Here is a 25,725-nt window from a genome sequence, read left to right on the forward strand (position 1 = left end):
CGGGCGCGCAGGCGACAGCGCAAGCGAGCACGAGCGCGATTGGTCAGCTGCTCGGGCCGCCGGCGTCTCCTGCCGGGGACGAGGCGGCCGATGGTGGCCTGGGGAGCTCGATTCCGCTACGAATCGTCAATCGCCAATCGTATTCGCGCCGTTCAGGAGCGGCACGCCGAAGTTCGGCGTTCCGTCTGCATTCCATTCGAGCCGCTGGACGCGCGTGTGACGGTTCGGGTCGTAGAGCGGGTCCCCCGTGATCTTCTCGTAGTTCCGCGCGTGGTACACGAGCACGTCGATCGATCCATCCGCCGATGTCGTGAACGAGTTGTGGCCCGGGCCATACAGCCCGTTCGCGCTGACGAACACTGGCTCCTCGTTCTTCGTCCACGAGCTGGCGCTCAGCAGGTCGTCCGTCGCGCTCGCCGTGAGCAGGCCGAGGCAGTAGCGGGCGTCCGTCGCGCTCGCTGAGTAGCTGATGAAGACCCGCCCATTCCGCTCGAGCACGGCAGCACCTTCGTTGACCGCGAACCCCGCCGTCTCCCAGGCGTGCTCGGGTCTGGCGATCCGCACGTTGGGGCTGGCCAGCGTCCACGGGTTCGCCATGGCCGCGATGAACAAGCTGCTGTTGTCGCCCACGACGCTGGGGTCCTCCTGCGCCCACACGAGATAGCGCTTGCCGTCGTGCTCGAACGTCGTCGCGTCGAGCGCGAAGGTGTCCGAGTCCGTCACGATCTGCCCTCGCTCGATCCACCTGCCATCCATCGGGTTGGCCGATGAGCTCTCGAGCGCATACATGCGAATGGCCCAGATGTCGGTCGAGCTCCCTGCGGCGAAGTAGATGTACCACTTGCCGTCGATGAAATGTAGCTCTGGCGCCCAGATGTGCGCCGCCATCGGGCCGGACGCGTGCTTCGTCCAGACGACCTTCGGGGTCGCGTTGACCAGGCCTCGTATCGTGGTCGCGCGCCTGATCTCGATGCGATCGTACGTCGGCACGCTCGCGGTGTAGTAGTAGTAACCGTCCGTATGCCGCTTGATGTGGGGATCAGCGCGCTGCGAGACCAAATAGCCGAGCGGTTCGAGCGCGAACGATGCCTCCGAGCTCTCGACCGCCGTGCCGTCGAGCACGTGCGCATGGATCTGGTAGTTCAGGTGTCGGAGATAACGTGTCGCATCCGAGTACCACTGCAGCGAGACCATCGTCGGATCCCCGTTCAGCGCGGGCACGATCCGGAACGTGGCGTCCCTCCGGAACGTGGTGGTATCCGTGAACACGTCGATCCACAGGAGGTGACTCCTCTCATCGGGCGGGGTCTGCCAGAGCCCGTCAGCGCGATTGGACGCCTCATCCTGCAGCGGGTACCGGGTCGAATTCACGCTGTCGACGTGCAGGTAGCGACCGCCGAAACCCACAGACTCGAACGACACCAGCGTCGGATCGTCCGGGTTCGCGAGGCCGGGCACCACTTTCCACTGGAAGTCGGCAGGAACCTGGTTGTTCGCCCTGTCGTCGAGGCCGGTGATCATCGCGTGATAATAGGAATGCGCGACATAGAGCGGCGCGTCCTCCGCGTGCGTCGTGCGTATATGGTACCCCCCTCCGACGTCGTCGTCGAGATTGGAGAGCTCGAGAACAGCGGGGGCGGCGAGGGCCGCATACTCGGGGTCCTCGCTGGCCGGTGAGCCGAAGACGACGCGTACGGGCTGAGGTCCGTCGGCCTGCCAGTCATCGACGCTGCTCAAGGTCACGGTCTGCGCCGCGCTCCAGTCCGCCTCCGTGAACGTGAGGTCCGCGTGGCTCAGCGTCGACTCGGTCGTGTCGCTGACGCTGAGGGCGATCGTCACGGGCGCGCTCGGCCGCGATGCGAGGCGCACGGTGAACGTCACGGGCGCGCCGCGCTCGGCGAGGGTCCCCGACGGGTCGCTGACGACGATCGCTGCCGTCCTTGGACCGTCGTCGTCCGTGTTCGTGATGCCAGCGGACTCCGCGAAGAGGCCGTCGCACGCTCGGTCGGCGGAGACCGAGGGCCCGAAGCGGACGCGGAAGCTCTGGTCCCCGTCGCTCTCCGCATCGTCAACGCCCGTGACCGTGATCTCTCGAGGGATGCTCCAATCCTCCGCCGTGAAGGAGAGGGTCGCCGGTGAGACGGAGCCTTCGGTCGCATCCGAGCTCGAGACCGGCACCGTGACAGGCTCGCGAGGCGCGGCGTCGAGCGCCACGCTCACGGTCACCCGCCCGCCGGACTCCGAGGTGCTGAGCGCTGTGCCCGCCGTCATGATCCGCAATGAATTGGTCGACGCGTCCGGCGCGTCGGTCGAGGGCCCATCCGAGCACCCGACCACCGCGAGCAATGCGGCGAAGGCGCAAGCTGCCGCCGTGAGCGCGGCGCGTGGCGCAGAGAGGGAAGTGCACGCTGGGTGGGGAGATTTCGGTGTGCGCATGATAGGGGGAGACCCTAACCATCAGTGGAGATGTCAAGACGAGGGCCCGGTAGACATGCGGCCCCTTCGACGAATAGATGAGCTCTTGATACAGCGTCGAGCTCGGCCGCCTCGAAGGACGCGAGATCCGGATCGCTCGTGTAGGCGAGCCCGTGGACGGCCTTCCAGAGAAAATCGTTCCCGAGCTGCCCATCGGGGCGAGCGGCCCCCTGGGTGATTACGGCATGTAACCACGGATGAGCGACGTAGAATGGCACGCTCGCCTCGCCGTAGGTGCTGCGGATCCGGTAGGATGTTCAGTAGTGGGCGATGATCGCGTCGAGCTCCGCCTGCGTGACCCGGACCGCGTTCGCGTGGCGCACGCCGGACGGAAATCGGTACTGCGCGCTCGGGAGCTCTGTCCAAGAGCCCGGATCCGCGTCGAGATCCGTCGTGCTCCAGCACCCGAACACACCGCCGTCCAGGTAGTAGTCGGCGAACAGGTACCATCGACTCTGCCGCGGATCCTTGATGACAAACGGTCCCTCCGTCGCTCGTCTCCTGCTCTGGGTCGACCCGCGAGTGATGTAGTCCGGACTCCATCGCGTGAACGTCGCCGGATCGAGCGCGAGCGTCGAGGAGCGCGCGATCTGGATGTCCTTGCCCGACCCTGTGAGCGCGCTCCCGCTGCTGTCCGTCTCGTCCTTGAAGAAGAGGTAGTTGCGGTCGTTCCATTGCGTGATCGTCGCGTCGATGACGCTGTAGCCCGGATCGAAGAGCACGTCGGGCGTCGGGTTGACGATGGTGACGAAGTCCTCGGTGTAGCTGACGTAGATGCGGTTCGCGCCCGTGGTGTCGTTTCCGGACCAGATGATCGCATAGAGCTTACGATCGGGGTCGTAGTAAGCCTCCGGGGCCCAGGCGTGCATCGGGGTGGCCCCGGGGCCCGGAAGGTTCGTGAGCGTGATCAACCGGGGATTCGTGAAGGTGATGAGATCGGTCGAGTCCGCCACGAAGATCTTGGAGCTCGGGTTGTTCCAGTAGTTCGAGTCGTTGTTCGAGAGCGTCCAGTCCGTGGCGATATAGACGTACGTGCCATCGTTCTTGCGGAACAGGAACGGATCTCGGATGTGATTCGTTCCCATCCCGGTGAGCTGGTACGCGGGCTGTCCATCGGCGAGGGTCGACCAGTGAAGCCCGTCGGTGCTGTAGGCGAGGTGCAGCGAATCGCTCGGCACGTCCTGATGCGGCCCGAAGTAGCTCAGCACCCAGGCACCCGGGGAGCAGCTGCTCGCGTTCATCGAGGCCGTGTGCTCGCCGTTCGTACACTTGAGGCAGCTGCGGTCCGTGGTGCTGCTCCCCTCCGTGCCGACGAGCTCCCCTGGCACGCAGTCGGTCCACGCTACGCATGTCGTTGCGGGATCGGCGTCGTCGTCCCAGGTGCCGTCCGCGCAGTCGACAGGCGCGGCGGCCCCGCCTGCGCAGTACGTGCCCGGCGAGCAGGCGTCACACTGCGCGGGCGTGGTGCTCGTCCCAGGCGCGGTCTGCGTCGTCCCAGGCGCGCAGGGCGTGTGCATCCTGCAGCTCGGCGCGTTCATCGTGTCGCTGAAGGTGTCCTCAGGGCACGCCGTGCACCGCCGGTCCGCCGTAGGCGAGCCCTCGGCGCTCGCGAAGGTGCCTGCGGTGCAGCCTGTCCATGCGACGCAGCTCGTCGCGCCATCGCCATCGTGATCCCAGGTGCCCTCGGAGCACGCGGGGGGCTCGCCGTCGGGTCCTGCGTCTCTGCCGGTCGTCGTCACCGGGTCGCTGCACCCGCTAGTCCATAAGAGCGCCACTAGGAATCGCGCTCTCGAGCTGCTTCCCAAACGTGCCATCTCGCTCCTCGGTTCGCGCGTAGTTGCTGCGCCGATGGGCGCTAGCGTGAGGTGCTCCGGCGCTCGAGCGGGCGAGGCGTGCACATCCTGGTCCACAGTTCGAGAACAATTGTGAGCGTTCACAACGGCGCCGTCAACCGAAATGGCCCGGCGACGAGCTCACGGCCGCCGGTTCCTTGGAGCCCATCCGCATCGATGCAGGTCCGACGCGGCTGCCGCACGGCGAGCTCCGGAGCTTGCGTCCGACGCCCTCGACGACGAGCGTGGCGAGCACCCTCGCCCCCTCCTCGTTCGCGCGCGTGGCGTCGCCGTCCACGTAGAAGGCGCTGGCCTGTGCTCGCCCGATGTTCTCTACCCACGCGGCGCTGGAGGCCATCCGATCGATGAAGGGGATTCCCTTGTCGCGGGTGATATGAAGCAACCCCTGCAGAACGTTCAGATCATGATAGATGTGCTGTCGCTCAAGCGGGCACGCCGTCGGGCGGATGCTCCGTTACCTCTGGTGGTACGGGCATCTCGAGATCGAGCATGACGTCTGCTCGTCGCCATGCCCCTAACCGACGCGCCTCCCCGGACGGCTTTCCACCCGGGAGGCAACGCATAGCAGACATCTTCGGCGAGCCTTCGCCGAGGACGTGGACTGACTGCGCTGAACGTGTCGTCGTCCGGGGCGAGCGCGGATGCAGCGCGCGATCGCGCGCGGCTCGAGCATCTTGACGTCAAGCATATACGCGATGGTGCCGCCGAAGATGACGTCGGCCATCGAGAACTCCTTGCCGAGGACGAAGTCACGGCCAGAGATGGCCGATTCCATCGTCGCGCTCGAGCTTCGGCGCGAGGCGGCCCGGGGCATAACGATCCGCGAGATAGAGGCCGATCGCCGCGGACTCGGTGACGACGGTGCCGCCGTCGACGAGCAAGGGCAGCTTGCCCATCGGGCGGGCGCCTCCCCTCACCGCGCCCCCGCCACCTCGAGCGCCCTCTTCCGCCCCACCCGGTACGTCCTCACCGGCTCCCCCCGGACGATCCGGTCGTGCTCGCTCCAGCGCGCGGCCTCCCCTTCTGCGGCCCGCCGCGCGGCGCGCTCCGCCAGCCGCTCCGCGATGCGCTCCACCCCGCGGCGGACGTTCGCGCGCTGCGAGCGCTCGTCGGCGACGCGCACCGTGATCCCGCTCGGCCGGTGGTGGACCCGCACCGCCGACCGCGTCCTGTTCACGTGCTGCCCCCCCGGCCCTCCCGCCAGGCAGGCCGAGATCTCGATATCCCGCAGATCCACGCCCTCCCCTGCCCCGGCGCCCGCGTCCGCCCCGGCGGGGTGGATCTCCACCCCCGCGAACCACCGCTTGCGCGCCGCCCGCCCCCGGTCCGCGCTCCTCTCGATCAGCGCGTGCGTCCCGATCTCGCCCTCGAGCCAGCGCCGCGCGTCGCCCTCCACCAGGATCTCGACCGACGCGGGCGCGCCCTCGTCGCCGTGCACCGTCACGTCGACCACCGCGAGCCCGCGCTCCCGGCAGAGCCCCTCCATCCGCTCGGCCAGCCGCGCCACGAACCGCCGCACCTCGACCGGCCCCCGCCCCGCGCTGATCTGCACCCACGACCGGCTCATCGCTTCACCGTGATCACCGGGACGAGCGGCGCGACCGCCGTCGCCAGGCCGGCCTCCACGAGGCTCTCGATCACCGGCGCGATCGGCTTGTACGCGTCCGGGTGCTCCTCGAGCAGCAGCGCCGGATCGTCGCACACAACGCGGCCGCCAAGCTCGGTGCGGGCGAGCTCGCGCCGCCGGTACCGGGCCGCGATCTTCTCGCGCGCCTCGCTGCGGCCCATCTTGCGGCCCGCGCCGTGCGCGACCGAGCGCAGCCCGGCCTCCGCGTCGCTCGAGCGCATCACCCACGACGGCGCGCCGCGCGACCCGAGCACCACGGTGAAGTCGCTGCCCCGCGCGGGCGCGGCCCCCTTCCGGTGCACCCACGCCGGCTCGCCGCCCACGATCTCCCGCGCGACGTCGTTGTGGGTGAGGTCGAGCCCGCCGGCGATCTTCGACGCCCGCGCGGCGCCGAGCGCGCGCAGCATCCGGTAGGCGAGCAGGAGCCGGTTCGCCCGCGCGAAGCGGCACGCGCCGGCGAGCTCGCCGAGGTACGGCTCGGCGGCGTCGCCCTCGAGCACCGCGTCGCCCCAGCGCTGCCCGAGCGCGCCGCCGAGCCCGCGCGAGCCGGAGTGGGCCAGGACGACGAGATCCCCGGCGGAGAGGCCGAGCGCCGCCGCCGCCGCAGGGTCCCGCGGCGCGCCGACGCGCGCGATCTCGAGGAAGTGGTTCCCGCCGCCGACCGAGCCGAGCGCCCCCTCGTACCCCGCGCGGTACGGCGAGGCGTCGCCGCTCGGGCGCAGGCCGTCCTCCGGCTCCGCCGCCGCGAGCTGCGCGAGCGCCTCGGGCACCCCGTCGACCTCGGCGAGCCCGCGCGCGCCGCGCCGCCAGACCTGCTCGAACACGGCGGCCGGGTCGCAGTCGGCCAGCGGATCGTCCTCCATCGCCTGCCGGGCGCGCCGCTCGAGGACGTCCGCCGAGACGCGGCCGATCGACGTCGCGACGAGCCGCACGCCGCACCCGGCGTCCCCGCCGATGAGCTGCGGGACGACGCGGTCCGCGAAGGCGAACGCCGCGCCGATCGGGATGCCCCGCCCCGCGTGCAGGTCCGGCATGCCCACGGCGCGGACGCAGCCGGGCAGCGCCGCGACGCGCGCGAGCTGCTGGACGGCGTTGCCCTCGAGCCAGACGTCGTCGCGGGCGACCAGGCGGGCGTGGGCGGGGAGAACGACGCTGTCGGCGGGCGCTTTCATGAGATCTCCGTGGCGGGCGCGCGCCCGAGGCGGGCGGCGGGGGGAACGCGGCGGATCCTTGCGGCTCCCGTGCCAGCGCGCGACCCGCCCCTGCGCCGGCAGATCGCTTCAACCTGGTGCACGATGCACCAGACAACATGGTGCACGGCGCACCACCGCTGGTGTACGGTGCACCGGTGAATCGCCTCCTCCTCACCTGGTCGGACGCGGGCACGCTCGGGCCGGCGCCGGCGCACCACGGCCGCCGGGCGGAGGGCGATCGCGGGCCGGTGCTGCGGCTCCTCGACCAGGAGGAGAGCCGCTACGACGCGATCGTGATCCTCACCATCCCGGCCGGCGAGGCGCCGTCGCGGGCGCTCGTCGAGCGGGCGCGGGCGCGCGCCGCGCGCGTCGAGCTCCGCGTGGTCGACGTCGACGACCCGTCGGACCACGCGAAGCTCTTCCGCGCGCTCGGCAAGCTCTCGGCGCAGCTCAAGCGCGCCTTTCCGCAGGCGGCGTGGGCGACGGACGTCCTGCTCTCGGCGGGCACGCCGCAGGCGCAGACGCTCTGGGTCATCCTGGTCCAGGCGGGGATCCTGCCCGCGCGCATGCTCCAGGTGATCCCGGCGGCGTTCGTGCCGCACCCGCACCCGCGGCCGGTGCGCGAGGTCCGGCTGGACATCGAGGGCTTCCCCGAGATCCGCGCGCTGCGCGAGGAGGTCGTGCGCCTGCGGGCCGAGGCGCGCACCCGCGACGCCGTGCTCGTCGGCGAGAGCGAGCCGATGCGCGCCCTCCGCGCCCGGATCGCCCGGGTCGCCGCGACCGACGTGCCGGCGCTGATCGTCGGCGAGACGGGGACCGGCAAGGAGCTCGCGGCCAGGGCGATCCACGAGCACAGCCCGCGCGGCCGGGGCCCGTTCGTCGCGGAGAACTGCGGCGTCTTCGCCGAGGGCGTGCTCGCGAGCGAGCTGTTCGGCCACGAGGCGGGCGCCTTCACCGGGGCCGCGGGGCGGCGGCGCGGCGTGTTCGAGCAGGCGCACGGCGGCACGCTGTTCCTCGACGAGATCGGCGAGCTGTCGCCGCGGGTGCAGGCCTCGCTGCTGCGCGTGCTCCAGGACGGGACGCTGCGCCGGGTGGGCGGCGAGGCCCGGATCGAGATCGACGTGCGCGTCGTGGCGGCCACGCACCGCGACCTGGCGAAGATGGTCGAGCAAGGGACGTTCCGCGAGGATCTGTACTACCGGCTCCGCGGCGCGATCATCGACGTTCCGCCGCTCCGCGCCCGCGGAGGGGATATCGAGATCCTCGTCGACGCGTTCCTCGACGAGGTGCGGGCGCGGCGCAAGGGGCGCGGGCTCGAGGTGACGCGCGACGCGCTCCGGTGCCTGTACCAGCACGCCTGGCCCGGCAACGTGCGCGAGCTGCGCGCCGAGGTGCACCGGTGGGGGGTGTTCTGCGATCACACGGTCGACGTCGGCGACCTCGCGCCGGAGATCGCTGCGGCGGCCGCGGGGCCGGCGGGCGGCGCGGGCGGGGTCGCGCGGGGGCCGGCGGGGGAAACCGGGGGCGAGGAGGTCGCGCCGCTCGCGGAGGCGGTGGCGTCGGCCGAGCGCGCGGCGATCGGGCGCGCGCTCAGGGTGCATCAGGGCAACATCTCGCGCGCGGCGCGCGCGCTCGCCATCGACAGGAACACGCTCAAGCGCAAGATGGCGGCATACGGCCTCCGCGGAGACGAGGCGGCCTGATCCGTCGGCGTGAGGCGCGGGAGCGCGGGCGAGGGGCGAGCAGCCATCATGGCTCCGGATCGCGCCACGATCGCCGGCGGAGCGCCTCCGAGCTCGGCGACGATCAGAACTCCGCGACGTCGAGCCTTCGCCCGCGCGTGCCCGGGCCCTCGCCGGTCCCGTTCGGGTTTCCTGGGGCCAACCCTTGCAGCTTTCCGGTGATCATCCTGCTGCGGATCGTGCCGAAGAGGACGAGCCGCACGTCATCGACCTCCGCGGGGTCGACCCCGCTGATCCGGTATGAACCCTGGATGTGAGAGGGATGGATCACGTGGATGTACGCGACAGCGTCGCGACGCACGGCCCGGAGCGTGACCGGGAACGAGTCGGCGAAGGCGCCGTCCTCCGTCGAGAAGCGCAGCGGGACGTCGATCTCCAGGAGCGGATCGCCGCCGGGGCAGCCCGTCGCCCTGAGGTCTACCGGGTCGTCGGGCGGCCCATCGCCCCCCGCAGTGGCCTCGACCGCTGACCTCGTGAAGCGGACGAAGCGCGCGGCGAGCGGCGCGCCGGCAGCGACCGTCACTGTCGTGCTGCCGCCCGCCGCCCACGTGAGCGTGGCGGAGCGCGCGCCGGAGATGGCGGAGACGACGTCGTTCGCCGAGAAGCCGAGCCGGGAGGCGTCCTCCACGCCGACGATCTCCGAGCGCGCCGTGCACGCCCCGAGCACGCCGCCGCTCTGGCCGCCCAGCGCGCCTGAGCGGCTGTCCGTACCGCTGCCGGCGCCGTCCGAGCCCCCAAGGAGCGCAGCGCTCAACATCAGCGCACCCCTCCAAGAAAGCCGCAGTCCCCCGTGCATCCAAGCACCTCGCGCGGCGCATCTTGGGCTCCCCCGCGCGGGGGTGCCAGGTCACATTCGCACATTCTATAGCGCAAATTGGCCAATCGATGTGCGAATCTGCCATACGTGGCGCGCGCCTGGGCGCGTCGAGCGGGAGCGGCCCCGGCAGCGCTTCGCGCGGCCCCTGGCACGGCGCACGCCGCGGGGCACGCCGCGAGCACGCCGGGGCCGCCCATCGATCTGGACTCTCGATGGCCGCTCGTGTTCCCTTCAGGAGCCGCGGCGGCAGGTGGCGTGCCACCGCCGCGGCGGGAAGGCGGGCAGCCCGACGTGAGCGACCTCGACGAGCCATGAACTGGGAGCAGCTCTGCAAGCTCGGCCTCGCGCTGCCGGAGGTGGTGGAGGACGTCTGGTTCCGCACGCCCGCGCTCAAGGTCCGCGGCAAGGCGTTCGTGCGCCTCAAGGAGGACGGCCAGTCCGTCGTCTTCCAGCTCGAGAGCGTCGACGAGCAGGAATTCCTGATCGAGACGCAGCCGGACATCTACTTCATCACCGACCACTACCGCGGCTATCCGGCGGTCCTGGCGCGGCTGTCGGCGCTGCGCGCGCCCGAGTGCCGCATGCGGCTCGAGCGAGCGTGGCGCCTCAAGGCGCCGAAGACCCTGGTGAAGCAGCTCGACCAGCGCCCGCCCGCGAAGCCGAGACGGCAGCGCCCCTGAGGCGCGCAGGAGGCGACCATGGAAGCCGTGTTCATGCAGCCGAAAAAGAAGGGTCAAGGTCACGAATCGGTCTTCTACGTGCCCCTCTTCTGGTACGTCCCCACAAACTCGGCGCGCGCGAGGATGTGGCCCTCCATTGCCCTCTCGAGCTCCGCCTTCGCGAGCCCATCGCGCTGGGGCAGCACCGTGTCGAGTCCATACAGTTTGAAGAAGTAGCGGTGCCGGCCGATCGGCGGACACGGGCCACCATAGCCGGTGCGCTTCCAGTCGTTCCGCCCCTCGCGCGTGCCCGCCGGTAGATCGACCTTGCGCGCGCCCTCGGGCAGGCCGCCGGCGTCTGGCGGGATGTCGTAGAGCACCCAGTGGACCCACGTCGTCTTGGGTGCGCGCGGATCGGGCGCGTCGGGGTCGTCGACGATGAGCGCGAGGCTCCTCGTTCCGGCGGGGACACCCGACCATGCAAGCGCGGGCGGCACGTCGTCGCCCTCGCAGGTGTACTTGATCGGGATCTCGCCGCCATCGTGGAAGTCGGGAGATCGTAGCGAGAGCGTCATGAGAGCACCTCCAGCGGGGCTACAGGAGCAGAGCGGCCACAGCAGCGCGATCAACGTGCGAAGCAGGCGCGAGAGGACGCGTGCCCAGATTTGTTCCTGCCGGACCCGAGCGGACGAAGTGGACACGTGAGATCTCCTAGGCTTCAGAGCCTACCTCAGGCTCCGGCGTGCTCTCCGTCGCCGTGCGCTCAAGCAGCGCGCGAACCTCGTCGTGGAGAGGAGCACCATGCGGGTGCGTCGATAGCGCTCGAGGGGCATTGGTTGATTTCCGTGTTCGGCCAGACCTTCGCGCCCCCGCATCGTGGCCTCGGTGCGGACGCTATCTCTCGAAGTCGCGCTCGATCTGGCGCCGCGCAGCAGCATGGCAAGGGGCGCTCGGGACAATCGAAGCGCAGGCACGGCCTGTTGTTCGGGCCGGACCAGCCGAGGGTTCTGCGCTTCTACGAGCGCCAGGTGCTGCCCGCGCCGGGCCAGCCGAGCGAGGCGGCGTCGCGCCCGCCGCGGAAGCCGACCCGCGCGGAATGCCTCCGCCGGGCGCTCCTCAGGGCAGGACGCCGAGCTCGTCGAGCGAGGCGCCGAGTTCCGCGGGGTCGCGGTGCACCCGGTAGGCCCCCGCCTCGAGCAGCTCGTCCTGCCCATACCCGCCGGAGAGCAACCCGACGCCGGACATAAACATCGTCCAGCCCGCACGAGCGGCGCGGGCCCGGCTGGCCTGTCGCACTCGGCTCACTATCCGTCTGGCGTGGGGCACGCCCTGCTCAGGGGACCGAACTCGGCGCCGGGGAAAGACTGCAGCGAGGTGCGCAGGTAGTTGAGCGGGTTGTGATCGCCCAGCGAGTAGGGCAGGGACACCTTGGACAAGAACGGGACCTGGTCCTTGATCCAGGCCGCCGCGCCGATCGCGAGGGCGTACAGCCCGAACCACGTCTGAGATGCGCGCGTGTTCCTGAATTTCCATGTGGCGAGCGACGGCGTGTACTCCTGTCCGAAGTGCGTGAACCACCCCACCGTCCGCGGCGGCAGGTGCGGCACGACGTCGTTCCGGTAAACATGCCGGAAGAGCCGGTCCCCGAACATGGATCCGAATGTTTTGGCGAATACCTCGTCACCGACCATCGGCTGCCCGAACGTATACACGCCGCACAGCCTATCCCTGATCGGGGCGAGGACCGGATCCGTGTGCATGGCCGCCGCAGCCAGGACGGCCAGCGCTCCGCCCAGGCTGTGCCCGGTCAGGTAGAGCGCCTTCATCTTGGCTCTGCCGACCGTCGCGGGGCAGCCGTCCTCGGCGCCAGGCAGCGTCGAGTTCTCCATCGTCGAGCGCTTCAAGTCGAACGTCTTCAGATCCGTGTAGCCGCGATGGCTGATCTCGTTGATGGCGTTGATGAAACAGTTCGAGTATCCGAGCAGCGCGCCCTTGAGCTGTACCCTGATACCGGGCCACAACCCCAGGAAGGCGCGAAAAATGCCGCCGTGCACGATCCCTGTGGAGAAAAACGGGTCCGTCTTCACACTGGCATCCAGGAGCAGCTGGATGGTGTTGGTCGGCAGTGTCCCCCCGAAGCAGACGATCACCAGCTCTCCGCACTGGCTCTGGATGACGTGCGCAGTGGTGTCCAGGAAGAGCGCGTCATTCTCTAGATGCATGGATACAGTCTCATTGTTCGGGATACCACGGAGGCATATCATCCTGGCCATGGTGTCTGCATCCGAGTAGGCCCACGTGGAGGCCGCGGAGAGGAGGGCGGCGGCCTTCTGATCGTACCTCCTCGTATTGTTCACCAGACGCTCGACGAGCTCCGTGTCGCTCGCGATCTCGCACTGGAGGATGTTTTCGAAATCGATCTCGAACTGCCGTCCGAGCCCCTTGAGGTGCTCCGTGGAGCCCTTGGCGTCGGGTCCTCGCGCACAGGTGAACTCCATATCGTCTCCCGGTGGCGGGCTCGCTCACCCCGCCTCTCGCGCCTTGATATACCCTAGGGCCACCCCCCGCGCGGTCAACCGTGGAACCGCCGGGGATCACGACAGATCTCATCCTCCCGTGCCTCGCACCGCGGTCGCGGTGTACAGCGTGTTTGCCGCGTGTGCATATCGTTCGTCCGTGATGTGTTGGTGTACGTCAAGGACGACACGTACCGCGCGAACACGGAGCTTGGTCTGGGTGGGACGAGCTTCCGACGCCGCCACGCGCCCAGCATCGTCGACCTCGGCGAGAGTCGCAAGGGACCATGCCTCGCATGGAGACCGCGGAGAACGGCCCGCGCGCCGGCGCTCCCGCAAACGATGGACAGCCGCTCTCCCGCGGCGCCGGCCGGCTAGCCGCGGAAGGCCGATGTCTACGCCGGTTGCACTCGCGAGCGCGCGCGCCGGGTTCGCTCCTTGCTTCGCCCATCGAGCAGGCGGGAGGTGCTGCGAATGCTGGCGGTCACATACCATGGGCCGAGATGCGTCCGCGTCGAGGAAAACCCGGAGCCTCGGATTCAACATCCGAACGACGTGGTCCTCCGCGTGAGCCGCGCCGCGATCTGCGGCTCTGATCTGCATCTCTATCACGGCTACATCGCCGACACGCGCGTCGGCACCATCTTCGGCCATGAGTTCACCGGCGTCGTGGAGGAGGTCGGGCCCTCCGTGCAGACCCTCCAGCGCGGCGACCGCGTCGTGGTGCCGTTCAACATCGCCTGCGGGACCTGCTTCTTCTGCCAGCGAGAGCGCACCTCCGCGTGCGAGAACACGAACCCGCTCACCACGATCGCGGGCGGGATCTTCGGTTATTCGCACACGACCGGCGGCTACCAGGGCGGCCAGGCCGAGCGCGTTCGCGTCCCGTTCGCCGACGTCGGCCCCATGAAGATCCCCGACGACCTCTCGGACGAGGACGCGCTCTTCCTCTCGGACATCATCCCCACGGGGTACCAGGCCGCGGAGATGGGCGACATCACCCCCGCCGACACGGTGGCCGTCTTCGGCTGCGGGCCCGTCGGCCTCGTGGCCCAGCGGTGCGCCTGGCTCCTCGGCGCCCGGCGGGTCATCGCCGTCGACGCGATCGATTACCGCCTCGAGTTCGCGCGCCGGTACAACCAGGCAGAGACGCTCGATTTCACCAAGGTCCCCGATGTCGTGTCCGTCCTCCGGGACATGACCGACGGCCGCGGGCCGGATGTCTGCATCGAGGCGGTCGGCCTCGAGGCGAGCGGCTCGACGCTGCACGGCCTGCTGGGCAAGACGCTCATGCTCCAGGCCGGCTCGCCCGTCGCCCTCAACTGGGCGATCCAGTCGGTCCGCCGCGGCGGGAGGGTCTCCATCGTCGGCGTCTACGGGCCGCCGTGGAACCTCGTCGACGTGGGCGCGGTCGTGAACAAGGGCCTGACGATCAAGTCCGGGCAGTGCGACGTGAAGCGCTACATGCCTCGCTTGGCCCAGCACATCCGCAAGGGGAACATCGACCCGCGGGCGCTCATCACCCACCGCGTCCCGCTGGAGGCGGCCGCGGAGATGTACCGCCTGTTCGCGGCGAGGACCGACGGGATCATCAAATGCGTGCTCATCCCGTCGGGCGCGAAATGAGCGCTGTCACCGGGGAGGAGGAGGCGACCATGGAAGCCGAGCTCATGCGGCCGAGGGAGCTGCCGTACTGGGGAGTCGATCTGTGCCCGGAGGACAGGCCCGGAGTCCCGAGGGAGGCGCCGCCGCACCTGCTCTCGTGGGCACACTGGATAGAGCCCGAGCGGCAGCCGGTCGAGGGCCGGGTGCTCAGGCACCCGGGGCTCGCCCGGCCGACGCCGGTGTTCAGCGCGGCCTTGCCGCCGAGAGGCGCCAGCGGCGCGCTGCGCCGCCTGGCCTACGAGGTCCCGGATCACAAGGTCTCGCACTGGCTCTTGCTGATGATCGCGGATCGGGTCGACGTCCTCGAGAGCCTCCCGCTCCTGGTCAAGCGCAGGAGACGGGCCGCCAGGACGGGCTAGAGGACCCGCAGGAACGCCGTGAGGTCGGCCTTCTCCTGGGCCGTCAGCTTCGTGCCGAGGACGAGGTTGAAGAACTCCACGGTGTCCTCCAGCGTGAGCAGGCGCCCGTCGTGCAGATACGGCGGGCTGTCCTTGATGCCGCGCAGCGGGAACGTCTTGATGGGGCCGTCGGCGGTGGCCATCCGGCCGTTGATGAGCTCGGGCTTGAAGAAGCGCTCCGCCCGCAGGTTGTGCATCAGGTTGTCGGTGTAGTACGGCGCCACGTGGCACGTCCCGCACCGGCCCTTGCCGTGGAAGACCTGCTCGCCGCGCAGCTCCTCGGGCGTGGCCTTGGCGGGGTCGAGGCGGCCGTCCACGCCGAGCTTCGGCGCCGGGGGGAAGTCGAGGATCTCCTGGAACTCGGCCATCGCGTGGACCTGGTGCCCGCGGTCCAGGATGTTGATCCCCTTCTTGACGGCGATGACGATATCGCCGTCGAAGTACGCCGCCCGCTGCTCGAACTCGGTGAAGTCCTCGACGGTCTTGAGCGCGCGCTGCGAGCCGAAGAGGCGCTGGATGTTCACGCCGCGCAAGGTGGGGGTGTCGACCCGGTGCCGGAACTCCTGCGGCCTCGTGTCGCCCACGAGGTGGAATGCGTTGTTCGTGTGGCCGTTCGCGTGGCAATCGAAGCAGGCGACGCCGAGGCTCGCCTTCTCCGAGCGCCGGTCCGCGGTCGCGTTGAACTGCATCTGCGGGAACGGCGTGACGAGGAGCCGGAGCCCCTCGAGCTGCTTCGGCGTCAGGATGCCGTTGAAGAGCTCGTAGAAGTTGTCGATCGTGACGAGCTGCCCCTTGGAGACGTCGCCGAGGTCGGGCCGGGTGGTGAGGTAGATGGGCGCCGGGAACTCGGAGATGAGGTGATCCGGCAGGTCGAAGTCGAGATCGAAGCGCGTGAGGTCGCGCCCCGTCTGGCGCTTCAGCTCGTCGATGTGGAACTTCGGGAAGACCATGCCGCCTTCCGGGTGGTTCGCGTGCGGCAGCGGCAGGAAGCCCCGCGGCCAGAGCCCCTGCTCCCGGATGGCGTCGGGCGAGAGCGCGGCCAGCGCTTCCCACGTCGTCCCCTTCGGGAGCTTCACGCGCACGCCGGCCTGGACGGGCTTTCCGCGCGACATGGTGACCCCCTGCGCGGCGCGGTTCGAGAGGTCGTACCGCTCATCGAGCAGGGCCTGATGGCGCTTCTCCACCGCGGGCTTGTCGGCCTTCATGCGGGCGACCATGGCCGCGAACGGCTCCTTGTCCTCCACCGGCAGGTAGCTCGTGCGCGGCGTCTCGGGGCCGGGCGGAGGGTTCGCGTTCATGGGCGCCCGCGGGCCCGCGGGCGCGATCGTCCCGGCCGTCGCGGGGGGCGCGTCCCGCGGGCCGGTCGGGTCTTCGGGCCGCGCGCCCGGCGCCGAGCCGCAGTTCACGAGGCCGAGCGAGAGCGCCGCGGTGCACGCGACCAGGCACGAGATATCCATTCTCTTCACAGGCATAGAAGCGCTCCTTCGAAGGAATACATCGACAGGGGACGACCGACCGGGCGCCCCGCTCTCGGACGCGCCGAGCTCCCGTCCGGCTCACACGAGAGGGCGACTCGCCGGGCTCGCAGGCCAGGCGCATGAGCAATTCCGCCCGCAGGCGACTCCTGTGCCAAGGCCGCGTCCGCCATGCGCGCGGCTCCCGACCGGGCGCGGAGCGCGGCGTCGGGTGAGGGAGACGTCTGCTTCCTCGTGCGGATCGGGAGCCGCCCCTCCGCCGAGCCGCCGGAGACCGCCGCGCCCCCGGGTTCAGGAGCGCGGGTCGTCGCGCGCAGGAGCCTCGCAGGACGAGACATTTTGCCACATGGCGTGGCATGGTGGCTCGCTGACGTTGAGACGACCTGGACAGAGGGGCAGGTCGCGCGTGGAGGACGTCCCGATCAACCGCCGCGCGCGCGCCCGTCGGTCGCGATGCGGACAAAGGGCGCTCGGACGTCCCGAGCGTCGAAGAAGAACACCCGATCCCAGCACGGCACGCGCTCGCGCTCCGACAGGTCGAACACCTCGCCTCGGGACAGGCTGCCGACGAGCTTCGCGCTCGACTGACCTCTCATGCTCCACCGGAACTCGTACGGGAGGAGGAGGTCGGGATCGCTGAACATGCCGCGCCGCTCGGTGAAGCTGCGCCGCGCGGCCTCCGAGAAGTCCTGCGCGTGGCGCAGGTTCGGGGCGACGGTGTACGTCACCGCCAGGCCCTCCTCAAGGAGCTGCCGGTTGATGATCCGGCCGCCGGACAGCACATAGGCGAGCACGCGGCCGTATGCGTCGCACGGCTGTTCATCGGTCTGGATCTCGACCTCGGCGCCTTCGGGGAGCAGCTCGGCGAGCCGCGCGGCCGCCGCCTCGGCCCAATGGCCCTGGGAGGCGCCGAGGAAGTGCGTCTCCGGCGTATCGATCGAGAGCATGCGGATCGGATGGTCCACGCCCCGCTCGTCGCGTACGTGGAGCGTGTCCCCATCGACCGTCCTGACCACCGCCGCGCGGAAGGTCGCGCCCGGCAAATCGGGCGCCCTGCGCAGCCGCCGCCGGGAGACAAGAGACACGTAGCCGATGAACCTCCGGATTCCCGGAAGCAGTCCTGTCATCGCCCCCTCCTAGGATGGATGGATTCCCAGAAACCAACGTTCGGCGTTCGCTCGGACGTGCGCCCGGCCCAGGCGGCCTGTTCCATCATGGTATGGACCGGGTCGGGGCCGGCTGAAAGAGCTCGTCGGCCCTGATCCGAGGGGCAGGAGGCGACCTGAAGCGCCGAGCGGCGGGAGGAGAGCAGAGAGAGAGTCAACGCCAAGGCGCAAAGGCGCAAAAAGACAAAAAAAAAATATTCTCGCCTCTCTTCTTCTCTCTCTTGCGCCTTTGCGCCTTGGCGCCTTGGCGTTAAATTCTCTTCTCCTGTCCTTCTGAGTAGTGGTCAACTTTGCCCAGGGGAGAGTCCACATGAAGGCGGGAAGATCATTCATGTTTTCTTCTCGCCTTCCCGCCTTCATGTTCAAATTTGACCACGACCTCCTTCTGCAGGTGCCTCTGGCCGCTCCCCCCGTCCACGCAGCAGGCCTCCGCCCCGCGAGCGCCGCGCGCCCCCGCTCCGGGATGGGGCTACGCTTCGTGCGCGCTTTCCCGTTACGATGACCGGCGCGATCGCTTCGGTAGATCGCGGCGGGGCATGGGACGTCTGCACGCGGCCCCGCGCTTGGCTCCGGGGGCGAGGGCCACCGCGGCGAGGAGGTCTCGGATGTCGTCGCATGAACACAGGGAGCCGGCCGCAACGCCGGCAGAACATGGCGCGCCAGAGGCGAGCATCGAGCTGGCACGAAAGAGGCGCGGCCTGCGCTTCCGGCTCGCGGCCGGCGCGCTCGTGCTCGCCGCGAGCGTGACCGCGCTCGTCCTGACCCAGGAGAAGGCGCCCGTGAGGGCCAGCGCCATCGGCGCCCGGCTCGAGCTCTCCTCGGGTGAGGTCACGCTGGAGCAGGACGACCGGAAGTCCACGGTGGTGTCCGGCGTCCCCCTCCCGGTCGGGGCCGAGCTCGCGACCGGAAAGGGCGCGCGGGCCCTCGTGCGGCTCGCCGACGGCTCCGCGGTGTTCCTCCGCGCGGACTCGGAGGTGGCGCTCGGCGCCGAGGGGCTCTCGATCGCCCAGGGCGAGGTGTGGCTCGACGCCCCGCCCGAGGGGCGCGGCGAGCTCTCGCACGCGCTCGGGGAGGTCCGGGTCACGGCGTCCGACGCCGGCCTGTCGATGAAGCGCGCCGGCGACGCCGTGAGCGTGTACGTGGCCCGCGGGCTCGCCGTGGTCACCGCCCCCGGCGGGCGCGTCGAGGTGCACGCCGGCGAACAGGCCACCGTCGCCGGCGGCGCCGCGCCCAAGGTCGCGCCGCTCGCCTACTGGGAGGACTGGACCGGCGGCATGGGCGACCACCGGCCCCTCGCGGGCGAGGGCAGCGGCTCCGGCCGGATCTACGGCGTCGATCTGCAGGGCGCCCCCGGGGCGCAGGCGCGCACGCTCGAGATCAGCCGGCAGGCCGTGCGCGCCGTCGTGCGCGACGGCATCGCCGAGACCGAGGTGGACCAGACCTTCTCGAACCCGGGCGGGCGACAGGTCGAGGGCTGGTACTGGTTCACCGTGCCCGAGCGCGCGCTCGTGAGCTCGTTCGCGGTCGAGACGAACGGCGTGCTCGTCGAGGGGGAGGTCATCGAGCGGAAGGAGGCGGCCCAGCGGTACCAGGCCGCGGTGCAGAGCGGCCACGAGCCGGCGCTGCTCGAGTGGGTCGACGGGCGCAGCTACCGCGCCCGCATCTTCCCGGTGCCCGCGAGCGGCTCGCGGCGCGTGGTGCTGCGCTACGTGGAGATGCTCGGCGCGCCGGCCGGGAAGCTCACCTACGTGTACCCGATGCGCTCGAGCGAGCCGGTCCAGATCGGCGAGTTCTCCCTGTCGGTCGACCTCGGCCAGGCCGGCCAGGGCATGCAGATCGCGACCCTCGCCGACGCGGTGATCGAGGACGGCGGGCGACGGGTGAGCATGCGGCGGAGCGGGTACGAGCCGCGCGCGGACTTCCAGCTCGAGGCCGCCGTCAAGGCGAAGCCGGCGCCGCTGCGCGTGTCGCGCTTCGCCGCGGGCGAGGACCGCGCCGACTACGTGATGGCGCGGTACGTGCCCGACGTGGACTGGGCCGAGCTCAAGGAGCTCCCCGCCGACCTGGTCGTCGTGGTGGACACGTCGGCGTCGGCCGACGAGACGGCGCGGCAGCAGAAGGCGGCCGCGGCCGAGGCGATCCTGCGGACGATGTCGCCGTCGGACCGGTTCGCGCTGCTCGCGCTCGACTCGGCCCCCGCGGTCCTGCACCCGAAGGACGGGCTGGCCGAGGCGTCGGACAAGGAGATCTCCGCGGCGCTCACGCGGCTGGCCGAGCACGCGACCGGGGGCGCGACCGACCTCGGCGCGCTGTTCGAGTCGGCGCTCGGGCGCGTGCACGGCAAGGAGCAGCCGGCCGTCATCTACATCGGCGACGGGCTCGCGACGAGCGGCGAGGTGACGGGCGCGCGCCTCGCCGATCGGCTGCGCCGCTCGCTCACGGACTCGCGCGCGCGCTTCTTCACCGTCGGCGTCGGCGAGAACGCGAACCACGCGCTGCTCCGCGAGCTCGCGCGCGCCGGGGGCGGACAGGCGTTCCGGATCGACGAGGTCGAGGGCTCGACGTCCGAGGTGCTGCGCCTCGCCGGCGCGATCAAGACGCCGACCATCACCGACCTCTCGATCGATCTCGGCGCCGGGCTCGACGAGCCGATGCTCACCGCGAGCGGCAAGGTGTCGCGCGGCGAGGAGGTCGTGCTGCTCGCGCGCACGCACCACGCGCTGCCCGCGAAGGCGGTCGTGAAGGGGCGGCTCGCCGGCAAGGAGTACGCCCGCGAGCACCCGATCGAGATCGACCGGGGCGTCGGGGCGGCGCTGGTGCCGCGCTTCTGGGCGGCCGAGAAGATGCGGCGGCTGCTCGCGGACGGCGACGACATCGAGGCGCACCGGGGCAAGGTGGTCGAGCTCGGGCTCGATTACGGGCTGATCACGCCGTTCACGAGCACGCTGGCGCTGGAGAGCGAGCAGGCGTACCTGAACCAGGGCATCCAGCGGCGGCGCTCGCCGCTCCGGGGCGAGCGGCTGACGGCGCTCACGCCCGAGCGGGAGCGCGAGCTCGCGGCGCTGCTCGCGCCGGCCGCCGCCGGGGTCGCCTTCGGGTGCGCGAAGAGCGAACCGAGCTACGACGAGAGCGCGGGGAAGGAGGGCGGCTACGCGCAGAAGGCGGCGGCGGCGCCGATGATGGCGCCGGCGCCGGCGATGGCAGAGAACGCGGCGCGGGATGAAGCCCCGAGGGCGGACCTCGCCTCGCCGGCGGCTGCGCTGCCGGCCCCGCCCCCGGCGACCGCGGCGCACGCGGAGGAGGCGGCGCTGCCGCCCGAGCCCCTGGAGCAGGACGCCACGGCGAGACGCACGACCTCCATCCGCGCGCGGCCCTCGTCCGCGGGGCCCCAGGCGGACAGCGAGCACGCGGCGTTCGGCATGGCCGGCGCGAACAAGTCGAGCGCCCCGCCGCGCGGCGGCGGCGGGCCGGTCGCCCCGGCCGCGGGCGCCGCGCCGCTGGGCGCCGCGGCCAGGCCGGCGCCGGCGATCGCGCCGAGGCCACGTCCGATCGGGACGCTCAAGCCCCCGCCGGTCGCGATGGCGCCGTGCAGCGACACCGCGCGGCGGCCGCTCGCCGAGCGCATCGTCGTCTGGTCGAAGCGCCTCGCCCGCGCCACGACGGCCGAGCAGCTCATCGCGCGCTACGAGGGCGCGCTCTCGACCTGCGAGCTGCCGGACTGGCGCTCGAGGGCCGCGCTGCTCTCGCTCCTCCAGGCGAAGGTGTCGACCGAGGGCGGCGCCGAGGCGCTGCTCGCGCGCTTCGCCGGCGAGCCCGAGGCGCAGCGGTTCATCGCGCACGCGCTCCTCCGGCGGAGCGTGGATCTCGCCATCTCCGCGGCGGTGCGGCGCACGCTCTTCGGCGGCGTCGATCCGAAGGCGAGCTGGGCGCTCCTCGACGAGCGGCTCGCCGCGCTGCCGGCGGTCGAGGACCGGCTCGCGCTGCTGCGGCAGGCGCTCACCGAGCGGCCGGACGATCCGGAGGGAGAGATCCGGCGGGTGCGCCTGCTCGCCGAGGCGGGCCGGAAGGACGAGGCGCTCGCCTACGGGCGGAGGCTGCGCGACCGCGGCTTCATGAGCCCGGCGCTGGCGCTGGAGCTCGGCGACGTGCTCGCCGCGAGCGGCTTCGCGTCGGACGCGCTGCGCACCTACTCGGAGGTCGTCGAGTTCGATCCGACGAGCCCCGCGTCGCGCGAGCTGCTCGGCGACGTCTACCTCCGGCACGGCTGGTACGCGGCCGCGTACCGCCAGTACACGACCCTCACGGACCTCGCGCCGGCCGAGCCCCGGGGCTGGCTGCGGCTCGCCGCGGCGGCCGCGGGGAGCGGGCGCGTCGACGAGGCGCTCCGCATCCAGCGCAAGGTCGCCGCCGCGGAGGGCACGCCGGGGCCCGACGATCCGCGCGCGTGGGCGCGGCTCCTGTCGGCGGCGCGCATCGGCCGGCTGCTCGCAGGCGACGGCGTCGCGGCCCCCGCGGCGGGCGCCGAGGCCGAGAGCCTCGCCCGCAAGCTGAAGGAGCTGCAGCTCTTCAGCGGCCCGGGGGCGCTGCGCGTCGTGCTCTGGGAGGACTACGCGGCGGAGCTCGCGCTCGCGGCCCGCGACGGCCAGGTGGACGCGGCGCTCGGCGACGGCCTCTTCGCGCCGGCGGTCGGGCTCGCGGCGGTGCAGCTGCCCGCGTCCGAGCTCGCGCGCCTCGAGTGGCGCGTGCGGCTCCGCAGCGATCCGCCGGGCAGGGACGTGCGCTTCGTGGTGACGACGATCGTGTGGGACGGGGCGTCGTTCCGGGTCGCGAGCGCGCCGGGGTCGGTCGGCGCGCGGGATCGGGAGGTGGCGCTGGCGAGCGGCGCGCTGCCATGATCGACGTCTCGCTGCTCGGCTGGCTGCTCGTCACGCTGACCTCGCCGCTGTCGCTCGTCCTGCTGGTCGTGGCGCTCGGGTCGGCGGCCTACATCGGCGTGACCGCGCTCGCGGCCGCGCCCCCGCGGCGCGGGGCGCGCGCGATCGGCACGGGCGTGGCGGCCTGCGCGCTGGTGGCCGCGATGATCGGGCTGCGCGTGGGCTCCGGCGCGGGCGCGGCCCTGCCGACGGCCGCGGTGGGGATCGCCGCGGCGGCGGCGCTCGGGGCGACCGCGGCGTGCGCGTGGACGTTCGGCGCGGCCGGCGCGGCGGCGCTCGGGGCGGCGCGGGCCCGGCGGAGCGCCGCGGCGCTGCGGGCGGGCGACGCGCGGCGCCGGCTGCTCGCGGCGAGCCAGCGCGCCTACGTCGAGGGCGACGACCTCGCCGCCGAGACGGCGGCGGCCGACGCCGCCGTGGAGCGGCTGCGCGCCGCCGTCGGGGCGCTGGGGGACGCGCGCGCCGCGCTCGAGGCGAGGCGCGACGCGGCGCGCGGCGCGGGCGGCGACGGGGAGGAGCGCGGCGCCGAGGACGGGCCGCAGGCGAAGGAGGCGAGCGCGCTCGCCGAGGACCTCGCGCGGGCGTGCGACGAGGCCGCGACGAGGGTGTCGATGGGCCAGCGGGTGCTCGCCGCCGCGGAGGCCGCGGCGCTGCGGATCGCCTGCAACGCGCCGCTCCGCCGGCTCCTGCGGCGGCGGCCGCGCGAGGCCATGCAGGCGCTCGCGACCCTGGGCGCGGGCGCGATCGCGCAGGCGGCGGCGTCGATCGAGGCGTTCCTGGGCGAGGTGCGGGCGGCGCGCGTCGAGGTCGCGTCGATCGCGGAGCGGCGCGCGGCGGGCGACGCGCGCGGCGGGGCCGGCGCGGGCGCGGCGGAGGGCCCGGCGTCCGTCGCGCTCGGCGAGCTCGCCGCGATGGAGTCCGCGTACGGGGCGCTGCTCGAGCGGCTGCGCCTGTCGGAGCTCCACGCCTCGGCGCGCGCGTCGGTGGAGCAGGTCGAGAGCGCCGCGGGCGCGCTCTCCGCGGCAGCGAGGGCCGCGGCGATCGATCCGGCGGCGCTCGGCGCGCTCGTGACGGAGATCGCGCGCGCCGAGTCGGCCGTGGCCGCCGCCGCGCCGGAGGCCGGGGGCTCGCGCGCGCTCGCCGAGGCGCTCGCCGAGGGCTCGCTGGCGCTCGATCGGAGCGACGCGACGTCGCTGTCGGAGCTCATCGCGGCGCTGCGCGAGCTCCGATGACGGAATGACGGGCGGCCGCTCCTGGAATCGAATGACGGAGGACGCCCGCACGTAATGCGCTTTTCTCGCGGCGGAAACGGCTCCGGGAGCCTCGCGGAGGGCTGTTGCGTCGGGTAGACTTCGCTCATGGCTCAGGCGCTCCCCACCACCAGCTACGTCTTCGATGCAGCAGATCCGCGCGCACCGACGAGCGAGCAGTGGTCGCGCATGACCCCGGCCGAGCGCGCCCGCGTCGTGGACATGCTCCCCGCCGACGTCCCGCTCGATCTCATGCCGCCCGAAGGGGACGCGCACCGCAAGGCCAAGCGCGACGCGCTGGACGCCCTCGACGGCTTCTTCCGCCGGATCGGCCGCAAGATCTACCTCTCGTCCGAGCTCGCCGTCTTCTACCCCGGCGAGCCGCGCTTCGCGCCCGACGTGCTCGCCGTCCTCGACGTGGAGCCCCACGAGCGCATGAAGTGGGTCGTCGATGTGGAGGGCAAGGGCCTCGACTTCGTGCTCGAGGTCCACGTGGCCGGCAATCGTGCCAAGGATCATGAGGACAACGTCGAGCGCTACGCCCGGCTCGGCGTCCGCGAGTACTTCCTCTTCGATCGCTCCCGCCTGCGCCTGCACGCCTACAGGCTGCCGGCGGCCCAGGAGGGCGACCCTTCGCGTCCGCGCGTGTACCAGCGGATCGTGCCCCAGGCTGGCCGGTTCGTCTCCGAGGTGCTCGGCCTCGATCTGCTGCTCGACGGCTCCCGTCTCCGCTTCTTTGCGGGCAATGCCCCCCTCGAGGATGCCGACGAGATGATCGTGCGCCTCGGCGGCATGCTCGATCAGGTCATCGCTCGCCAGGAAGAAGCGCAACGCCTGGCCGAGGAGCTCGCGGCCGAGCTCGACCGAGAGCGGCGCCTGCGCGAGGATGAGCAGCGCCTACGCGAGGAGGAACAGCGCCTGCGCGAGGAGGCGGAGCGGCAGCTCGATCAGGCGCGCGCGGAGATCGAGCGGCTGAAGGGTCGCTGAGCGCGCTGCCGCCGCGCCCTCGGAGGGCTAGCCGCCCTTCAGCTTCGCGGCCAGGAACTGCCGCACCTTCTCCCAGGCGTCCGCCGCGGCCTTCGTGTCGTACCGCTCTCCCGAGGGGTTCGCGAAGGCGTGGTCGGCGTCGTAGCGGAGCACCTGGTGCTCGACGCCCGCGTCGTGGAGCGCCTTGTCGAACTCGTTGACGACCTCGGGCGGGATGCCCTTGTCCTGGTTGCCGAAGACGCCGAGCACCGGCGCCTTGATCGCCTTGAGCTGCGCGGGGTCGGTGACGAGCCGGCCGTAGTAGATGACGGCGGCGTCGAGCTCCGGCTCGTTCAGGGCGAGCTTGAGCGACCAGGCGCCGCCGAAGCACCACCCGATCGAGCCGGTGCGCGGCGCCGAGATGCGCGCGTCGGTCGACAGGAAGCGGTGCGCGGCGCGCACGACCTCGAGGCCCTTCGCCTCGTCGACGGCCTTCATCGCCGCCATCGCGTCGTCGGGCGTGGTCGCGACCTTGCCGCCGTACATGTCCACGGCGAGGGCGGCGTACCCGTCCTCCGCGAGGCGGTCGGTCCAGTGCTTGATGTGCTCGTTGAGGCCCCACCACTCGTGGATGACCACGAGGCCCGGGATCGGCGGCTTCGCGTCCTTCGGCAGGCTCAGGTACGCCTTCGTCCCGGCCACGTCGACCGTCTGCCCGCGCGCGGGCGGGGCCTTGTCCGACCGGAGCTGGTGGAGCGCCTTGAAGTCCTCCTCCGAGAGCAGCCCGGTCGGGCTGTCCGCGGCGCCGGACGGCGCGGGCGCCGGGGCGGCGGCGCCGGGCGGCGGCTCGGCGGGAGGCGGGGGAGACGAGGCAGAGCAGGCGGCCGCCGCGAGCAGCGCGAGCGGCGCGGCAAGGCGGCGGAAGATGGGGCGGAGCGTCATGGCCGCGCACCCTACCAGCTCGGGGAGGCGCGCCGGAAGCCTCGGCGCGG

20 protein-coding genes and 1 pseudogene are annotated in these 25,725 nt (G+C 71.8%); 7 read left to right on the top strand and 14 right to left on the bottom strand.

The features are described from left to right. Window positions 1-126 precede the first annotated feature (126 nt). From WME98_RS12055 to WME98_RS12085, 7 genes are all read right to left on the bottom strand, one after another. The gene (locus WME98_RS12055) at window positions 127-2,271 is read right to left on the bottom strand and encodes a family 43 glycosylhydrolase (protein ID WP_437951462.1); all 2,145 of its coding nucleotides are present in this window, start codon (window positions 2,269-2,271) and stop codon (window positions 127-129) included. Between the two features lie 461 nt (window positions 2,272-2,732). Continuing rightward, entirely contained in the window at window positions 2,733-4,214 is a 1,482-nt protein-coding gene (locus WME98_RS12060; RefSeq protein ID WP_437951463.1) for a hypothetical protein, read from the bottom strand. 208 nt (window positions 4,215-4,422) lie between these two features. Further along, window positions 4,423-4,710, bottom strand: coding sequence for a hypothetical protein (locus WME98_RS12065; protein ID WP_437951464.1), 288 nt, complete (start codon window positions 4,708-4,710; stop codon window positions 4,423-4,425). A gap of 132 nt (window positions 4,711-4,842) precedes the next feature. After that, on the bottom strand, window positions 4,843-5,103 hold the full coding sequence (locus WME98_RS12070) for a hypothetical protein (RefSeq protein WP_437951465.1): 261 nt from the start codon (window positions 5,101-5,103) through the stop codon (window positions 4,843-4,845). Continuing rightward, window positions 5,078-5,224 carry a glutathione S-transferase N-terminal domain-containing protein gene (locus tag WME98_RS12075; RefSeq protein WP_437951466.1) on the bottom strand — a complete coding sequence of 49 codons (147 nt, stop codon included), beginning with the start codon at window positions 5,222-5,224 and terminating at the stop codon, window positions 5,078-5,080. The genes WME98_RS12070 and WME98_RS12075 overlap by 26 nt, the downstream gene beginning before the upstream one ends. A gap of 17 nt (window positions 5,225-5,241) precedes the next feature. Continuing rightward, window positions 5,242-5,895: a peptide chain release factor-like protein gene (locus WME98_RS12080; protein ID WP_437951467.1), complete on the bottom strand. Its 654-nt coding sequence runs from the start codon at window positions 5,893-5,895 to the stop codon at window positions 5,242-5,244. After that, window positions 5,892-7,127: an RtcB family protein gene (locus WME98_RS12085; RefSeq protein WP_437951468.1), complete on the bottom strand. Its 1,236-nt coding sequence runs from the start codon at window positions 7,125-7,127 to the stop codon at window positions 5,892-5,894. Before WME98_RS12085 ends, WME98_RS12080 begins: the two co-directional genes overlap by 4 nt. A 176-nt stretch (window positions 7,128-7,303) precedes the next feature. On the opposite strand from WME98_RS12085, the gene WME98_RS12090 reads away from it, so the two are divergent. Next, window positions 7,304-8,851 (top strand): sigma-54 interaction domain-containing protein, encoded by a 1,548-nt coding sequence (locus WME98_RS12090; RefSeq protein ID WP_437951469.1) that lies wholly within the window; start codon window positions 7,304-7,306, stop codon window positions 8,849-8,851. A 103-nt stretch (window positions 8,852-8,954) separates the two neighbouring features. Here WME98_RS12090 and WME98_RS12095 read toward each other — a convergent pair whose 3' ends face one another. Next, window positions 8,955-9,647: a hypothetical protein gene (locus tag WME98_RS12095; protein WP_437951470.1), complete on the bottom strand. Its 693-nt coding sequence runs from the start codon at window positions 9,645-9,647 to the stop codon at window positions 8,955-8,957. Window positions 9,648-10,018: 371 nt separating this feature from the next. Between WME98_RS12095 and WME98_RS12100 the strand changes: the two genes are divergently transcribed. Beyond that, window positions 10,019-10,387, top strand: a complete 369-nt coding sequence (locus WME98_RS12100) for an MmcQ/YjbR family DNA-binding protein (protein ID WP_437951471.1) — start codon at window positions 10,019-10,021, stop codon at window positions 10,385-10,387. A gap of 74 nt (window positions 10,388-10,461) precedes the next feature. On the opposite strand, the gene WME98_RS12105 is transcribed toward WME98_RS12100, so the two are convergent. The 3 genes and pseudogenes from WME98_RS12105 to WME98_RS12115 form a co-directional block, all read right to left on the bottom strand. Further along, window positions 10,462-10,941, bottom strand: a complete 480-nt coding sequence (locus tag WME98_RS12105; protein WP_437951472.1) for a YbhB/YbcL family Raf kinase inhibitor-like protein — start codon at window positions 10,939-10,941, stop codon at window positions 10,462-10,464. 541 nt (window positions 10,942-11,482) lie between these two features. Next, a pseudogene (locus WME98_RS12110) lies at window positions 11,483-11,605 on the bottom strand (HAD family hydrolase); the annotation flags it as partial. A gap of 65 nt (window positions 11,606-11,670) precedes the next feature. Continuing rightward, the gene (locus WME98_RS12115; protein WP_437951473.1) at window positions 11,671-12,864 is read right to left on the bottom strand and encodes a lipase family protein; all 1,194 of its coding nucleotides are present in this window, start codon (window positions 12,862-12,864) and stop codon (window positions 11,671-11,673) included. A gap of 492 nt (window positions 12,865-13,356) precedes the next feature. Here WME98_RS12115 and WME98_RS12120 point away from each other — a divergent pair, with 492 nt between their 5' ends. Further along, window positions 13,357-14,508 carry a zinc-dependent alcohol dehydrogenase gene (locus WME98_RS12120; protein WP_437951474.1) on the top strand — a complete coding sequence of 384 codons (1,152 nt, stop codon included), beginning with the start codon at window positions 13,357-13,359 and terminating at the stop codon, window positions 14,506-14,508. Window positions 14,509-14,537: 29 nt separating this feature from the next. Further along, window positions 14,538-14,906, top strand: a complete 369-nt coding sequence (locus WME98_RS12125) for a hypothetical protein (protein ID WP_437951475.1) — start codon at window positions 14,538-14,540, stop codon at window positions 14,904-14,906. Here WME98_RS12125 and WME98_RS12130 read toward each other — a convergent pair. Beyond that, the gene (locus tag WME98_RS12130) at window positions 14,903-16,243 is read right to left on the bottom strand and encodes a hypothetical protein (protein ID WP_061626931.1); all 1,341 of its coding nucleotides are present in this window, start codon (window positions 16,241-16,243) and stop codon (window positions 14,903-14,905) included. The genes WME98_RS12125 and WME98_RS12130 overlap by 4 nt on opposite strands. Window positions 16,244-16,842: 599 nt before the next feature. Then, window positions 16,843-17,547 carry a thermonuclease family protein gene (locus tag WME98_RS12135; protein WP_437951476.1) on the bottom strand — a complete coding sequence of 235 codons (705 nt, stop codon included), beginning with the start codon at window positions 17,545-17,547 and terminating at the stop codon, window positions 16,843-16,845. A 644-nt stretch (window positions 17,548-18,191) separates the two neighbouring features. Here WME98_RS12135 and WME98_RS12140 point away from each other — a divergent pair. The 3 genes from WME98_RS12140 (at window position 18,192) to WME98_RS12150 (ending at window position 24,754) form a co-directional block, all read left to right on the top strand. Beyond that, window positions 18,192-22,481, top strand: coding sequence for a VIT domain-containing protein (locus tag WME98_RS12140; protein WP_437951477.1), 4,290 nt, complete (start codon window positions 18,192-18,194; stop codon window positions 22,479-22,481). Next, window positions 22,478-23,749: a hypothetical protein gene (locus WME98_RS12145; protein WP_437951478.1), complete on the top strand. Its 1,272-nt coding sequence runs from the start codon at window positions 22,478-22,480 to the stop codon at window positions 23,747-23,749. The genes WME98_RS12140 and WME98_RS12145 overlap by 4 nt, the downstream gene beginning before the upstream one ends. 126 nt (window positions 23,750-23,875) lie before the next feature. Further along, window positions 23,876-24,754, top strand: coding sequence for a Uma2 family endonuclease (locus tag WME98_RS12150; protein WP_437951479.1), 879 nt, complete (start codon window positions 23,876-23,878; stop codon window positions 24,752-24,754). Window positions 24,755-24,781: 27 nt separating this feature from the next. Here the strand turns inward: WME98_RS12150 and WME98_RS12155 are convergent, their stop codons facing one another. After that, window positions 24,782-25,675, bottom strand: coding sequence for a dienelactone hydrolase family protein (locus WME98_RS12155; protein ID WP_020740100.1), 894 nt, complete (start codon window positions 25,673-25,675; stop codon window positions 24,782-24,784). Window positions 25,676-25,725: the final 50 nt, after the last annotated feature.

It is taken from the genome of Sorangium sp. So ce296 (assembly GCF_051529605.1).
Classification (GTDB): domain Bacteria; phylum Myxococcota_A; class Polyangia; order Polyangiales; family Polyangiaceae; genus Sorangium; species Sorangium cellulosum_D.